Raw genomic sequence first — 15,978 nt, 5'->3', positions numbered from 1 at the left:
TAAGAACGGACATATCCTGAGCGAGTCGAGGGAAGTACGTTTTCTTAAAGCAAATTATCTACTTTGGCTTAGCCGAAACTTAAAATTTTAGATTGAAAAAAATAGCCTACATAGAAATCGACACCCACGCAGAAATTGCACAGGATTTTATTGATTTACTGCATGATTCCAAAGAATTTTCTGTAGATTATTATTTTTCTGAAAAGATTAAAAATCAAATTATAGAAGGAGAAGAGGTTGTTCATATATCAGACTCTTCCATGATTCTAGATCAATTGTCAACAAAGAAATATGATTTAGTGATCATTGGAACGGTTCACCGTTATTTCAATACTTTTTTGGCCATAAGCGAGAAATATAATACTTCGGTTATTGTTCATAATTTGAATTTTTCTAAAATTTCAAAATCAGATTTAATTAAAAATATTTTTAAAAATGATTTGATTTACCGCTTGAAGTTATGGTGGAAAGAAGGTCTTTTTTATGCAAATAAAACGTACGCAAAAGCTAAACATCAGTTGGTTCTTGATCAGGAATTTTCGTCTGTTCAGTTTGAATTTCTGCCTCTTTTTTATACGAAATCTTTTGAAAAAACTAAAAATGAAGATTTAATTATTGTAATTCCGGGTGGAGTTTCTCAGAAAAGAAGAAATTATAAGCATATTATTGAAACCATTCAGAATTGCGATAATAAAGAAAATCTAACTTTTGTTTTTTTGGGAAAAGCGACAGGAGATGAATTAAGACAAATTATAAATCTTGGCCGCTCTCTCGAAAATATCAATATTACGTATTTCTCAGAAAGAGTTTCTCCTGAAAACTTCGATCAGTGGATGCGAAAAGCTGATGTTCTCTGGTGTCCTATTCAGAGGGAAACAGAATTTTTCAGCAATAAAGAAATTTACGGCAAGACAAAAATGACCGGAAATTTAGGTGATGCCATCAAGTATGGTAAACCTGCAGTTTTTCCTAAAAACTATTCGTCAAAACTTGAATTTATCATTCCGGAAGAAGAAAATGCGATTGAACAGTTTATAAAACTTAAAAATTTTCAGTACAATTTTCAACAAGATTTCAGTAGAGAAAAAATTCAGAAAGACGCTGAAGTAATTCTACATCAATTGATTTCTATTTAAATTTCAAGACACTTTTAATGAATTTTATATTCAGATACTGCTCTACCGGAAATATTTTGGTAAAATGATTGCCAATAAAAATCAATATCAGAACAACAGCTGGTTTGTAAACTAAATTGATGAATTGATTATCAAAATTTGGTAAAACAATGGCAACTGTAATCGCTAATGTACAGATAATCGAAACGAAAATCATCTCAATGCTCAACGGAGATACCTTGAACATGATATAATTGAAAATGATTTTAATGATATTGTACGTCGTAAGCGAAATTGCTGTAGACAGAGCAATTCCCATGAGTTTGAGCTCAGTATTGTTAATGAAATATAGATTTAAGCTGATTGTTAATCCTGCCAATAAAAGCATAACCAAAATATTGAAACGGTAATACTTCGAAAGCGAAATAATGTTACCGTTAAAACCTGTTGCGAGATCAATCAGAACAGCGGAGCCCCAAATCCAAATAACCGGAGTGTACTCCTGAAGCTGCAGACCGTTTTTGGGCATAAAATGCGTAAGGAAAGGGAAACCGACCATAATACAGGAAAACAATACGGCTCCAAGAAAATACAGTGAAAGAGATGTCTTTTTATGAAACCTGTCGAGCTCTTCCATGTCACCGTCTGCAAGGTTTTTGCTGATGATTGGTGCAGAAATGTTAAATAATCCTAGTTGTGGAATAGATATTAAAGAAATCAAAGCATACAAAACTGAGTAAATTCCGTTTTCTTCCATTCCTAAAAACTCGCCGATCATAAAGCTGTTGATTGCTAAATAATTCCCGAACGTCCCTAAAAAACCGAAAAAACTATAGCTTGAAAACTCTTTCCAGAAATCGTCTTTTTTGAAATATTCTGTGCTGAAATCAAGATTGATTTTTTCTAACCTGTTGGTGTAATAAATGTAGCCTGTAAGCATTAAGGCAAACATTCCGAAGAAAAATGCGTAGGCAATCTGTTGTGATAATGCAAAGTAAAAAACCAGACAGAATGCTCCGAGATTGGCAATTTTCGGAAATAGATTATCGAAAATATTAGAAACAACGATTCGTTTGTAATTGGAAGTATATTTATTGAAAATGGTACAGAATGACAGAAGTAAAATCATTGGAAGAATGACTTCCTTAATTTTCCAGGCTTCGGTATTTTTAAAATTAGGAAAAATGTATGGTAAAATAAAAAAGACAATTGAAAACAAGCAGAAGTTAATCAGAATCGCGGCCAAAGAAAGGGAAAGCATATTTTGCTTTTTTCCATCCTTTTCTACTTTGTGGAAAAACTTCACATTAGAATAAGAAATACCCAAAACAACAAACGGAACCAACATTTCTGCGGTTGGTAAAATATATCTCAGTTTTCCGTAAAATTCAAAATCGTTAGGGAAAATAAAAATCGCTGAAATGGTTCCGATTAGAAAACCTAAATACCCAATTATCGAATACTTAAAACCTTGTCTTGCAACTACACTCATAAGATTTTAATGATTTTTCGGGATAAAGATAATGTTATTGATGTAGTCGGTTTTGTTTTTTTCGTCGCTGATGTTTGTAAGTAAAATTTCTTCAGTTAATTTTTCAAGGGTAAATGTCTTTCTGTTGAGATAGTTGGCTTCGAATCCCCAATTTTCCACTTCTGAAATTTTGTTCCAAATCGGCTGGTTGTGGTGTCTTTGTTCCATTTCAACCATCAAAGTTGGCTTGAATTGCTGAATGGTGTTCTTTCCACCTAAAAGAGTTTTCATTTCATTTCCTTCGACATCTATTTTGATGAAGTCTATTTTCTGAATGTTTTTAGATTTCGTCCAATCATCCAGTTTTACCACTTCTACGGTTTCTGTGTAAGAATTTTCTTCGTCTTTTTCTTTGTAAGAAGTATTCAGGGTTCCTCTTGAAGCAACCATTTTTCCTTTAATGATTGGAACTTTAAATTGTGCAGTCGTATTTTCGTCAGAAAGCGCCACTGAAAAAATATTCATCGAAGGGAAAAGTCTTTTCAGTCTTATATTGAGTTTTTTATTGGGCTCGAAAGCGTAAATGTTTTGGTGTTTCAGCTTGTTTTCAAACTGATAAAGAAAAGTTCCTACATTGGCTCCGATATCTAAGATTACGGCGTCGTTCTGCAAATACTCTTTAATCCAAACAAGCTCCGGCTCAACGTTGCGACCTGAAAAATTTTCTTTTGTGAGATTTTTTAAACTTTTAAAATACCTCTGTTTATAGAAACTCGGACTGATATATTGTAGTTTTTCGGCTATTTGCTGGTATAAGGACATTTTGACAAAACTTTAAGCGAACAAAGATACTGAAAAATGAGACAATTTAATCTGCTGCTTTATTTTAGTAAGCGGGCAACGATGTTTTTGTCAGGTATTTATTTTGAAAGATTATTGTAAACTATTTTTCAGCTCCTGTGTAAAAATATTGTCGTACCATATTCTGATATTTCCTGGTCTCAATTTTCTGTTAAGAATCAAGAGCTCTGTTTAAAAAAGCATTCAGGGGTTTCATTACTTCGAATATTTTTGAAAGATTGGCTGCTGCATTTTTGTTGATAATTTCTTCGTCTTTTAAATTGTAAACGACAATAAAGCTTTTTAACTTCAAAAATTCTCCCATAGGATCTTCCTTTTCAAAGCCCTGCGGAATTTTTTTCAACTTGTCGTCTTCACTCAGTCCAGAGAATAATTTCTTAAATTTTTTGTCATTTAATATTGTAAGAAAATCATCTCCATATAAAGAAATTTCTTTGCGTACTGCTTTTAAAGTAGAAGGTTCCGGCATATAAATTCCTCCTGCAATAAATGATTTTCCTGGTTCTAGGTGAAAGTAATATCCACCTTTTTGATTACCTTTTCCCATTCCTAGTGAGGCTCCGAAATTTGTTTTGTAAGGTATTTTATCTTTAGAAAATCGAGTGTCTCTGTAGATTCTAAACATTGATTTTTTGGCATCCATCTTCAATAGGTTCTCATCATATTTTCCTATTTCAGAAATAAGACTTTCGATAAAATTTAAAACATCCGATTGTGCTTCTGTATAAAGATTTTTGTTTTCATTAAACCACTCTCGATTGTTGTTTTTTTTCAGTTTGTTGAGGAATTCAAATGTTTTATTAGTGATTATGGCAGACATGTTTTTTATTTTATTCAAATTTAAAAAAAAATCTTAGCATACTTTAGTTTTTGCGCTGTAGAGACCTTGAATTTTCGCACTAAGCAATGCTCGAATGATTTGTAAAACAGACATCAATTATAATTTGTGCATTGGTGGGAAATGCATTTATTTTATATTATTTAAAGATTCATAAATATTAATGAAAAATTCAAATAAATCGATAAAATAGAATGTATTTGAGACTTGTTTAAATTTAAAATAAAATTTTTATCCTTTTTTTGCGTAAATTTAAAAATACTTGGGTTTTTCCAAAGTAAAATTATCAAATCATTAATATTAGATAAAGCGTTATCCAATAATTAGTTGTATCTTTGCAAAAATTTTATATCAATTAATGAATTTATTTACGGAGACCAATTTAAGTCCTGATATCCTTAAGGCCATTGGCGAACTGGGTTACGAAAGCCCGACAGAAATCCAAAAACAGACTATCCCTTTTATTCAATCAGATATTCGCGATCTAATCGCACTTGCGCAGACAGGGACAGGCAAAACAGCAGCGTTTTCGCTTCCGATTTTGGACATGATTGACGATACGAGTCGCAAAATCCAATTTTTGGTGCTTTGCCCGACACGAGAACTATGTCTACAGATTTCAAAAGACATTAACAACTATTCGAAGTACATGAAAAACATCAAAACTACAGCAGTTTATGGTGGAAGCAGTATTACGGATCAAATGCGTTCTTTGAGAGATAAGCCACAAGTGATTGTGGGTACTCCGGGAAGGGTGATCGACTTGATCAACAGAAAAGCTCTTGATTTCTCTGAAATCCACTGGTTGGTTTTGGATGAAGCAGATGAGATGCTATCTATGGGTTTCAAAGACGAATTGGAAACAATTTTGAGCGAAACTCCTGAAACAAAACAAACTTTCTTGTTCTCGGCGACGATGAGCAAAGAAGTAGAAAGAATTTCTAAAAGTTACCTTACAACTCCTCACCGTATTTCTGTGGGTTCTATTAACGAAGTTAAAAAGAACATCAAGCATGAATTTTATGTGGTAGGTTACCGTAACAAAAAAGAAGCTCTTAAAAGACTTATTGATGCAAACCCTAATCAGTATTCTATTATTTTCTGTAGAACAAGAATGGAAACTCAGGAGGTTGCAGACTTTTTAATGCAGAACGGTTATGCAGCTGATGCTCTTCATGGTGATCTTTCTCAGGCGCAGAGAGATACGGTAATGAAGAAATTCAGATTGAAAAATATCGATATTTTGGTTGCGACTGATGTTGCTGCAAGAGGTTTAGATGTAAACTCTTTGACGCACGTTATTCACTTCTCTTTACCTGATGATCCTGAAGTTTTTGTACACAGAAGCGGAAGAACAGGTAGAGCTGGAAAAGACGGTATTTCTATGTCTTTGATCAAGCCTGAAGAAAGCAGAAAGCTGAAGCAGATCAAATCTACAACGAAAATTGACATCATAGAAAAGAAAATTCCTACAGGTGACGAAGTAATTTCGGCTCAGGTAACAGGAGTTTTTGAAAAACTGATGACAGAGCACGAAAACATCTTTGAATTTGATCAAAGTCTTGTTCCTGATTTAAGTAATTTCACAAAAGAAGAATTGGTTGTACAGTTGCTACAGTTCCAGTTGAAAGACCTTGCTTTGTACTATAAAGACAAACAGGATCTGGTGGATCAGAAATTCAACAACAGAGATGATGACAGAGGTGGAAGAGATAGAGACAGTAGAGGTGGAAGAGATCGCGACAGAGGAAGAGATCGTGACAGAGGAGATCGTAGCGACAGAGGTGAGAGAAGAGGAGATCGTGGTGGTAAGCCAAGACACAGAGATGAGAATATGACCAGATTTTTCTTCAACCTTGGTAAAAAAGACCAGTTGAAAAAATTAGATGTATTGGAAATCATTAACAAAGCTACATCAAGCAAAGGAAGTAAGAGAGCTGAGATCGGAAACATCGAAATTCTTGAGAAATTCTCTTTCTTTGAAGTTGAAAAATCTTACAGCAACGAGCTTTTAGGTAATATTCAATCAATGAAATTTAAAGGAAAAGATATGAGAGCTGAGGAGGCGAACTAATCTTAATACTTAACATATAATTTGAGCCGACAATTTTGTCGGCTTTTTTTGTCTTTAATTTTATCGGTCCTTTGAGAAATTTCGTCATCAAATCGTTGATTCGAAATACACAAATGTTTTAGCATGCTCAAAACAGTTAATGGTCAAAAGAAATAGTGGATTTTGTGCTGAAATTAAACTTTCTGAGAAACACTAGTTAATTAAATGCGAATAAATGTCGTCTTCTTTTTTTTATTTAAACAATTGAATTACAGATTGTTGAGATGTGTTTTTTTATGTGTGGTTGAGATGTGAACAAATATTAATCCAATATTAACAAAAATTAATGCTAGATGCTTTTTGTTAAGATGCTTTTTTAAGAAATTTGCACACGAATAAATTAAATACAATTTACAAATGGCAATTGGTAATATTTTCCACGCATTTCAGCCAAAAGATAAAATCTTCTTTGTGCTTTTCGAAAAAGTAACAGAGAATTTAGTTGCGATGTCTAATGATTTCAACCACGGAGTAAAAGATTTTGATCTGAACGACGATGGAATGTTGAAACTGATGAGCGACTACGAGCACAAAAATGACGAGCTTACTCACGAGATCTTTATTGAATTGGGGAAAAACTTCATCACACCTTTCGACCGTGAAGATATTCACACGCTTGCAACAGGTCTTGATGATATTGCAGATTATATCTACGCTTCAACAAAATATATTTTCTTGTACAAATCTCCGATGATGAAGGCTTATGCAGACTTTTCATTGTTGATTCACAAGGCTTGTCTTGAAATTCAGAATGCCATGAAAAACCTTAAAGGTTTCAAAAACATGGAGCAGGTAAAAGAAGCTTGTATCAAAGTAAATTCGATAGAAAATATTGCTGATGATCTTCTTTCAAACTCTATGGTAGAGCTTTTCGAAACGAATGATGCCATCAATATCATCAAAATATCATCTGTTCTAAATTACCTTGAAATCGTAACCGACAAAGCAGAAGATGTTGCCAATACGATTGAAAACATCATGATTAAATACGCTTAAAAACAATACATAACAAAAAATGGATTTTCCTATTTTACTTACGGTTATTATTGCTTTGGCATTAATCTTCGATTATATTAATGGTTTTCATGATGCTGCCAACTCTATTGCGACGATTGTTTCTACAAAAGTTTTAACTCCGTTTCAGGCGGTACTTTGGGCAGCAGTTTGGAATTTTGCAGCTTTCTTTATCGCAGCTTATATCATTGGTGAGTTTAAAATCGGTAACACGATTGCAAAAACCGTCAATGAAAACTTTATTACGCTGGAAGTGATTTTTTCAGGATTGATCGCTGCTATTGCTTGGAATCTTTTGACATGGTGGTTCGGAATTCCTTCATCATCATCTCACACATTGATTGGTGGTTTCTTGGGAGCTGCATTGATGCACGCCTTCTTAATGGATTACCGTGAAGTTGTAGCTGCCACTCCAGATTTAGGGATGTTTGAAACTTTAAAGCAGACTTTTTCTAAAGTTGCCAGTCAGGATGTTGTGAAATTCAGCAAGGTAATTCCTATTTTCCTGTTTATTTTCCTTGCTCCGGTTATCGGGATGGTCATTTCAATTATCATTACCTTAATTATTGTACATCTGTATAAAAAATCAAATCCGCATAAAGCTGATAAATCTTTCAAGAGATTACAGTTAGTATCATCTGCTTTGTTCAGTTTAGGACATGGTTTGAATGATGCTCAGAAAGTAATGGGGATCATCGGTGCGGCATTGATCTACTACCACGTAAATATGCTTCAGGATCCTGTTTATTTAAATATTGAATCTGCTGAACGTTTTAATTATTTTGCAGAGCATTATATGTGGGTGCCGTTAGTTTCTTTCGTTGCGATCGCTTTAGGTACAATGAGTGGAGGTTGGAAGATTATCAAAACAATGGGGACGAAAATTACGAAAGTGACTCCGTTGGAAGGAGTAAGTGCTGAAACTGCTGGTGCAATCACATTATTCATTACAGATCACTTTGGAATTCCTGTTTCTACAACGCACACAATAACCGGCTCAATCATCGGTGTTGGTTTAACTAAAAGAGTTTCTGCAGTACGTTGGGGAATTACAGTAAGCTTACTTTGGGCTTGGGTTTTAACCATTCCTATTTCAGCAATTGTTGCTGCGATTACTTATCTTGCGGTGACCTTTTTAGCTTAATTAAAAAAAATATAATATCACTAAACTTTGTCTAAACAGGCAAAGTTTTTTGTTTTACAACCCCTCGAAAAATCGTATTTTTGTTCAAATTAAAAACTTTTATGGAATTCTTAGACACCTACCAACAGATTGTTGCTGATGCCATTACCAAATACACGTTCAAAGATAAACCCGCAGAATTGTACGAACCGATGAATTACATCATCTCACACGGAGGAAAACGTCTTCGTCCGATTATGGTGTTGATGGCATGTGACTTGTTCGGAGGTGATATGAAACAGGCCATAAAGCCCGCTTTGGCCATTGAGTTTTTTCATAATTTTACCTTGATTCATGATGATATTATGGATGAAGCACCTTTAAGAAGAAACAAACCAACGATTCATACTTTACACGGAATCAATGTGGGAATTCTCTCAGGTGATGGATTGATGCTGAAAGCGTATAAATTCTTCGAAGATCTTGAACCAGATATTTTCAAAGCGTGCATCAGAATTTTCACTCATACAGGTCTGCTTTTATGTGAAGGCCAGCAATACGATATCAATTTTGAAACTCAGGAAAATGTGACTTTTGATGATTATATCAGAATGATTACCTATAAAACTGGAGTTTTGAGTGCTTCTTCATTTGAAATTGGTGCGTTGATTGCAAAAGCGCAGTTTAAAGATGCAAAAGCGATTTTCAATTTCGGAAAACACATCGGAATTGCTTTCCAGATTATGGATGATTATTTAGATGTATTCGGTGATCAGGCACAATTTGGGAAAAAGCATGCAGGAGATATTTATGAAAATAAGAAAACTGTTCTTTATCTTTTAGCCAAAGAACATGGTACTGAAGAGGAGAAAAAAGAATTGGATTACTGGTATTCAAAAAAAACAGATAACATCGATAAAGTGTACGGTGTTGAAAAGATTTTCAGAAGAACAAAGGTTGACGAGAAAGCGTTACGTTTGATTGAAAAGCATAACGAAATCGGTCAAAGCTATCTTGCGAAAATTGATATTCCTGAAGAAAAGAAAAAACCATTTGCTGAATTGGCAAACTATCTTTTAAGAAGAGAAAGTTAATTTGAAAATGTGTCAATTTGAAAATATAAAAAATGATCAATTGAATCATAGTAATTTTTCAAATTGACACATTCTCAGGTTTTCAAAGTAATAAAATGAAATTCCGGACCGAAGTAAATATCGCTGAATCTGAAAAAAAGATTGAAATTGAAGATAAAATATTTTCAGTAGGATCATGCTTCTCTTCTGAGATGTCTGAATTGTTTGATAAGGGACAATTACAGACCGTGAACAATCCTTTCGGGACTTTATTCAATCCATATTCGATTAACAATTCTATCAAAAGACTTCATGATTCTGACTTTTATAAAGAAGAAGAACTGATCACGTTCAATGATGAGTATATTTCGCTTGATCATCATTCGAGTTTCGATACAAGATTTATTCATCAGACTTTAGAGAAAATTAATTCAAAAATTATTGAAGGAAATCAGTTTCTGCAGGATACAAATTGGGTGATTATTACCTACGGAACTTCATTCATCTATGAATTTGAACCTAAGAAAAAGCTCGTTGCCAATTGTCATAAAATTCCACAAAAGTTTTTTGGAAAAAGATTGTTGACTCATCAAGAGCTCACAGATTCTATTTATGACACAATTTTAAATCTTAAGGATATCTGCAAAGATGATCTTCAAATATTGTTTACTGTTTCACCTGTCCGTCATACCAAAGACGGAATGATTGAGAATCAAGTAAGCAAATCGAAACTTATTACGGCCATTCATGAGTTGATTTCAGAAATAGAAAACTGTCATTATCTTCCAATTTACGAGATTTTAATGGATGATCTTCGAGATTACCGTTTTTATGAGGAAGACATGATTCATCCGAATGCGCAGGCTGTCAATTATATTTTTGAGAAATTTGGGAATGCTTATTTTTCTGAGGAAACTAAAGATTTTATTAAAGAAAATTTTAAAATTCAAAAAGCTTTAGAACACAGATCTGATGATGAGACAGATCCGAAATACATTGAATTCAGAGAAAAACTTAATGAAAGAATGACGATGCAGCAGCAGAAAACGAAACATAAAATATTCTGATTTCGGATGACTGACTTTAGCAAAATTGATTATCTCAGGAACGGAAATGATAGACAGAAAAGAGCTTATGAAGTTCTTACAAAATACAGAATATTTGAGAAATTATCTGATTTTTCTCCGATTTTAGCAGGAACAATTCCGATAGAAATTGATGTTGAAGGAAGCGATCTGGATATTGTATGCGAGGTTAAGGAACAGTTTGAATTTTCAAAATTTTTAACCAATATCTTTTCAGATTTAGATTTAAAAATTGAAACAGCTATAATCAACAAAATAGAATCAACGAATTGTAATTTTGAACTTGAAGGTTTGCCAATCGAAATTTTTGGACAAAACAAACCAACAACTCATCAAAACGCCTATTTACACATGATTGCAGAACATAAAATATTATTGGAAAAAGGAGAAGATTTTAAGCAAAAAATAATAGAATTGAAAAAACAAGGAATCAAAACAGAACCTGCTTTTGGAATGTTGCTGAATTTAGAAAATCCTTATGAAGATCTATTAAAATTTTAAAAACGATGATTGATACACATACCCATTTATATTCAGACGAATTTGATGTAGATAGAAAAGAAGCCATTCAAAGAGCTTTAGAAAAAGGAATTACGGAGTTTTATCTTCCTGCAATTGATTCTGAATCCCACAAGAAAATGCTTCAGCTTGAAAGAGATTATCCGAATCAGATATTCTCAATGATGGGACTTCATCCATGTTATGTAAAACCTGAAACTTGGGAGAATGAACTGGAAATTGTAAAGAAATACCTTGATGAAAGGAGTTTTCCGGCTATCGGAGAAATTGGGATTGATTTGTATTGGGATAAAACAACTTTAGATATTCAGGTTAAAGCTTTTGAACAGCAAATTGATTGGGCAATTGAAAAAGACTTACCAATCGTGATTCATACAAGAGAAAGTTTTGACGAAACATTTGAAGTTTTAGAAAGAAAAAAACATCCGAAATTAAGAGGGATTTTCCACTGTTTTTCGGGAAATCTTGAACAGGCAAAACACGCCATAGATTTAAATTTTATTTTAGGAATCGGTGGAGTAGTGACTTTCAAAAACGGAAAAATCGATCAGTTTTTACATGAGATACCTTTATACAAAATCGTTTTGGAAACAGATTCTCCATATTTGGCTCCTGTTCCATACAGAGGAAAAAGAAACGAAAGTTCTTATCTGGATTTGGTTGCGGGAAAATTGGTTGATATTTATCAAAAAGATTTTGCCGAGATTGACAGGATTACGACTGAGAATGCAAAGCAATTATTTAATAAATAAATGATCAGCAGAATTTTTGATTTTTTCGAAAACACTCGGATAATGAAGTATTTAATGTCTTTTATTTACTTCGTTATCAATTTGCTGTTTATTATCAAATACGGAACAAGACAAGATATAATGCCGATTTTTCTGCTGATTATTTTGTTTTGTCTCTCTCAGATTTTGATGTTTAAAGGGTTTAATTTTCTTTTCAAAAAGATAAAAATTACGAAATCTCTTGTTTATATTTTTACTTTTTTAGGCGTAGTTTTTTATATTTTTCTCAGTCACGTCATGAAAGATCCTTATCAATTAAAGATTGACAGATGGCAGACAATAGAATATTCTTTAGATTATTGGCTTCACGGAAAAATATTTATGATACCCGAAATTTTATGGGAAATGTACCGTCTTATTTACCGGGATAGCTAATTTTTTTAGTTGGATTTTATTTGATAGGTAACGTGGGATATATTCAGGTTGCATCATTGCTTTTGTTTTCAGGTACGATTATATGGTTTTTTTAAGAATAATAATATTAAGTTCTACGGAATTTTTCTTTTACTCATATCATTGTCATTTTTATATGAAGCCGTTTGCAAGAGTGACTTTATTTCGTCATTTATTATAGCATCAGTTTTCATTCTTTTGTGGCACAAAAAATTTGAAAAAAACTATTTTGAAAAGCCTTTATTATTAGGTTTTGTTTTGGGAATATTGTGTCTTACCCGAAGTGTTGTTGTAATACCTTTGATTTTGTTTTTATTTAAACCTTTTTGGGAAACTGACCTAAAACAAAAAATAAAATTACTGATTGCTTTTTCTTTAACGGTAGTTATTTTATTAGCTTCAGTCCTTTTACCGGCTGAAAACTTCGAGTATATTCTAAAGCATAATCCTTTAAAAATGCAGGGTCAGTCGAATATTTTTGTAGTCTTGTTTTTTCTGGTATTATCTTTTGTTTTTTCTTTTTATATTAAAAATATTAAACAGGTATTTTATTTGTCAACAATAATTGTTTTTTCTCTGATGTGCGATCATGTAATTGAACAGATCATTAAAGGATATCATTCTAACTTCTTGAATATTACCTATGTTGCTGCTTCACTACCATTTTGCATTGTCAGTTATTGTTTTTTGTTAAACAGTACTACAGACAAGAATTAGATATAATAAAAAAGTCCTTCTCGCATTGAGAAGGACTTTCTATTTTATTTTTTTCTGGAAAAATTACTTTTATTTTTCGGCTTCTTGCTGTGATCAGATTTTTGCTGACCTGCAGGTTTCGGTCTCGGAATAAAAGGTTTGTTGTTTGAATCTCTTTTTTCCACCACCAGATTGTCTGTATGGAAAGGATGATTTTTCTCAACAGGAATTTTCATTCCGATTAATTTTTCAGTGTCTTTCAGGTTCAGTAAATCCAATCCGTCAACAAATGAGATTGAAGAGCCTTCTGCGCCGGCACGTCCCGTTCTTCCGATTCTGTGAACATAAGTTTCCGCTACATCCGAAAGTTCAAAATTAACAACATATTTCAGTTCGTCAATATCAATTCCTCTCGCTGCGATGTCTGTCGCTACCAAAATACGTGTTCTTCCTGATTTAAAATTATTTAAAGCATTCTGTCTTGCATTTTGAGACTTATTCCCGTGAATCGCTTCTGCTGAGATATTATTGGCTTGTAATTTCCTTGCAATTTTATCTGCTCCGTGTTTCGTTCTTGAGAAAACCAAAACTGAATCTGATATGTTATTTTGAAGAATGTGGGTAAGAAGCTCAAGCTTATTTTCTTTATCAACAAAATAAACAGCCTGTTTGATTGTTTCTGCAGTTGAAGAAATCGGAGTTACAGAAACTTTGATTGGCGTATTCAAAATTGAATCTGCCAGTTTCTGAATTTCTGTCGGCATCGTTGCAGAGAAGAAAAGCGTCTGTCTTTTTTGGGGTAAAAGCTTGATAATTCTCTTTACGTCATGTACAAAACCCATGTCCAACATTCTGTCGGCTTCGTCTAATACAAAAATTTCAAGATTTTTCAAACTGATAATTCCCTGAGCGATAAAATCCAATAATCTTCCGGGAGTTGCTACCAAAATATCAATACCTCTTCTCAAGGCTGTTTCCTGGCTTCCTTGTTTTACTCCTCCGAAAATTACCAGTTTTCTTAAAGGTAAATTCTTACCGTAAGAGTTGAAACTTTCTTCAATTTGTATTGCCAATTCTCTTGTTGGTGTAAGAATAAGGGCTTTTATATGATTGTTTTTCGGGCCTTTTCTTTCAGTAAGATTCTGAAGGATAGGAATCGCAAAAGCTGCGGTTTTTCCGGTTCCTGTCTGAGCTGTACCCAAAAGATCTCTGTGTTCTAATATTGAAGGAATAGATTGTTCCTGGATAGGTGTAGGTTTTTCATAACCTTCTTTTTGAAGCGCATCTAAAATGGGCTTGATAATGTTTAAGTCTGTAAATAACAAAATGGTATTGTGTATTAAAATAGTGCGGGTGAAGCAGTATACTTCATCATTTTTAGCAAATCTGCTAAAAACTTTTAACAGAATTTTAAGTAAAAAATTACTTTACTGGCTGAGAATGCCGCGAAATATACTGCAAAGATAGACTAAATTAATTAAAATTGGTTATTTCACTTTCGTCCACTGCTGACTTTGCTTTAAATCTTCAAAAATCTGGTACACTTTGATCAATTTTTCAGAACCTCTTTTACCATAATCTTCTGTGTTTTTTGAAGTACCGTCTGCTAGTTTAATTCTTAAATAAGAAGTCGGCATATCGCTTACGTTACGGCTTCCGTATTTATCCTGAAGACTTTTAACATCCAAATCGTTCAATGAAGCTAACAGTTTATTGTAATCAGCTTCTTTAATTGTTGTTGTGAAAGTTCCTTCTCTAGGTTTTGAAAATTCGTCTTTTGAAGTTCCTTTAGAGAAATTAAAATGTTCAGCTTCCAAAACTGCGGTTCTGTCTGCCTGAATGGTCATTTTGTAAATGGGACAAAACCCGAAGCATGCTCCAGCTTCATATTCTATCGTTGAGTATTTCGATTCTACTTTCTGAGATTGGCAAGAGAATAAAACTACAATTGCAAAAAGACCTAATAAATATTTCATTGTTTTTAAATTTGTGTTGAGTCTCTCAATAAGTGTTCCAAACAAACAATAGATCAGTTTATTTAAATTGTATTTATGCAGTGTTAGTCATATTCTTCGAATTAATTTTTGTTATTTTGAAAATTATAAGATATTCCTGATATGTATAACTTTTTAAAGTCGGTTGCGAAAAGGATAGTACCGAAAAATATGATGATTCGCTATGAGGGAGATTTCAGAAAGCTTCTGATTCCAATGTATCATGGTGACAACTGCCAATGTAATTTATGTGGAACAAAGCTCAAGAATTTCGCATTATTGGGAAATGGAGATCAAATTTGTCCTATTTGCGGAAGCTTATCAAGAACACGCCGACTTTTTATGATTTTAAACGATGATTTTCTTTTTTCGCAGGCAAAAGTTTTAGATTTTTCTCCCTCCAGAATCTTATATAGAGAGATGAAAAAGAGGAAAGATATTGACTATTTTTCTTCAGATTTTGAAAATGAGTTTTTAGCAGATTATCATTATGATATTACAAAAATTGATGCTGAGGATGGTAAGTTTGATCTCATTATGTGTTACCATGTGTTAGAACACATTACAGAAGATCAGCTGGCTATGAACGAACTGTTCAGAGTTCTGAAAAATAGAGGAACTGCAATTATACAAACACCTTTTAAAGATGGAGAAATTTATGAAGACCCAAATGTTTCATCACCGGAAGAAAGACTTAAGCATTTCGGGCAAAAGGATCATGTGAGGATTTATTCTATCTCAGGTTTGGAAAACCGATTAAAAAATGCTGGTTTTGCTACCGAAATCAGAAGTTTTAAATCAGACAATTATCATGGTCTGAGTGATAATGAAACCGTAATTATCTGTACAAAATAATAAAAAAAGGATAAACAAAAATGCTTATCCTTTTACT

14 protein-coding genes are annotated in these 15,978 nt (G+C 33.1%); 9 read left to right on the top strand and 5 right to left on the bottom strand.

Annotation, left to right across the window (positions count from 1 at the left end; genetic code table 11):
* The first annotated feature begins 92 nt into the window (after nt 1–92).
* Nucleotides 93–1,136 carry a glycosyltransferase gene (locus AR685_RS06765; protein WP_059124100.1) on the top strand — a complete coding sequence of 348 codons (1,044 nt, stop codon included), beginning with the start codon at nt 93–95 and terminating at the stop codon, nt 1,134–1,136.
* Here AR685_RS06765 and AR685_RS06760 read toward each other — a convergent pair.
* The 3 genes from AR685_RS06760 to AR685_RS06750 form a co-directional block, all read right to left on the bottom strand.
* Nucleotides 1,129–2,607 (bottom strand): lipopolysaccharide biosynthesis protein, encoded by a 1,479-nt coding sequence (locus tag AR685_RS06760; protein ID WP_059124099.1) that lies wholly within the window; start codon nt 2,605–2,607, stop codon nt 1,129–1,131. The two genes, AR685_RS06765 and AR685_RS06760, sit on opposite strands and share 8 nt — an antisense overlap.
* A 6-nt stretch (nt 2,608–2,613) precedes the next feature.
* A complete protein-coding gene (locus AR685_RS06755; RefSeq protein WP_059124098.1) occupies nt 2,614–3,408 on the bottom strand; it encodes an FkbM family methyltransferase in 795 nt (264 codons plus the stop codon).
* Nucleotides 3,409–3,598: 190 nt separating this feature from the next.
* Complete coding sequence (locus AR685_RS06750; protein ID WP_082671896.1) at nt 3,599–4,267, bottom strand: DUF2461 domain-containing protein; 669 nt, start codon at nt 4,265–4,267, stop codon at nt 3,599–3,601.
* 376 nt (nt 4,268–4,643) lie between these two features.
* On the opposite strand from AR685_RS06750, the gene AR685_RS06745 reads away from it, so the two are divergent.
* From AR685_RS06745 to AR685_RS06715, 7 genes are all read left to right on the top strand, one after another.
* Nucleotides 4,644–6,359 (top strand): DEAD/DEAH box helicase, encoded by a 1,716-nt coding sequence (locus AR685_RS06745; RefSeq protein ID WP_047442482.1) that lies wholly within the window; start codon nt 4,644–4,646, stop codon nt 6,357–6,359.
* A 396-nt stretch (nt 6,360–6,755) separates the two neighbouring features.
* A complete protein-coding gene (locus AR685_RS06740; RefSeq protein ID WP_047442483.1) occupies nt 6,756–7,394 on the top strand; it encodes a DUF47 domain-containing protein in 639 nt (212 codons plus the stop codon).
* 19 nt (nt 7,395–7,413) lie between these two features.
* Complete coding sequence (locus AR685_RS06735; RefSeq protein WP_047442484.1) at nt 7,414–8,556, top strand: inorganic phosphate transporter; 1,143 nt, start codon at nt 7,414–7,416, stop codon at nt 8,554–8,556.
* A 101-nt stretch (nt 8,557–8,657) separates the two neighbouring features.
* A complete protein-coding gene (locus AR685_RS06730; protein ID WP_047442485.1) occupies nt 8,658–9,629 on the top strand; it encodes a polyprenyl synthetase family protein in 972 nt (323 codons plus the stop codon).
* 95 nt (nt 9,630–9,724) lie between these two features.
* Nucleotides 9,725–10,675, top strand: a complete 951-nt coding sequence (locus AR685_RS06725) for a GSCFA domain-containing protein (protein WP_059124097.1) — start codon at nt 9,725–9,727, stop codon at nt 10,673–10,675.
* 6 nt (nt 10,676–10,681) lie between these two features.
* The gene (locus AR685_RS06720; RefSeq protein ID WP_059124096.1) at nt 10,682–11,194 is read left to right on the top strand and encodes a DUF4269 domain-containing protein; all 513 of its coding nucleotides are present in this window, start codon (nt 10,682–10,684) and stop codon (nt 11,192–11,194) included.
* A 5-nt stretch (nt 11,195–11,199) separates the two neighbouring features.
* The gene (locus AR685_RS06715; RefSeq protein ID WP_059124095.1) at nt 11,200–11,964 is read left to right on the top strand and encodes a TatD family hydrolase; all 765 of its coding nucleotides are present in this window, start codon (nt 11,200–11,202) and stop codon (nt 11,962–11,964) included.
* Between the two features lie 1,193 nt (nt 11,965–13,157).
* Here the strand turns inward: AR685_RS06715 and AR685_RS06700 are convergent.
* Nucleotides 13,158–14,417, bottom strand: coding sequence for a DEAD/DEAH box helicase (locus AR685_RS06700; RefSeq protein ID WP_059124092.1), 1,260 nt, complete (start codon nt 14,415–14,417; stop codon nt 13,158–13,160).
* Nucleotides 14,418–14,579: 162 nt separating this feature from the next.
* Nucleotides 14,580–15,068 carry a DUF6438 domain-containing protein gene (locus AR685_RS06695; RefSeq protein WP_047443016.1) on the bottom strand — a complete coding sequence of 163 codons (489 nt, stop codon included), beginning with the start codon at nt 15,066–15,068 and terminating at the stop codon, nt 14,580–14,582.
* 141 nt (nt 15,069–15,209) lie between these two features.
* Between AR685_RS06695 and AR685_RS06690 the strand changes: the two genes are divergently transcribed.
* A complete protein-coding gene (locus AR685_RS06690; RefSeq protein WP_059124091.1) occupies nt 15,210–15,941 on the top strand; it encodes a class I SAM-dependent methyltransferase in 732 nt (243 codons plus the stop codon).
* The last annotated feature ends 37 nt before the right edge of the window (nt 15,942–15,978 follow it).

Origin of the sequence: Chryseobacterium sp. JAH, from assembly GCF_001507335.1 — a bacterium.
GTDB lineage: Bacteria > Bacteroidota > Bacteroidia > Flavobacteriales > Weeksellaceae > Chryseobacterium.
Note: the sequence above shows the minus strand (reverse complement) of the source record. Positions and strands in the feature narration are given on the sequence as shown.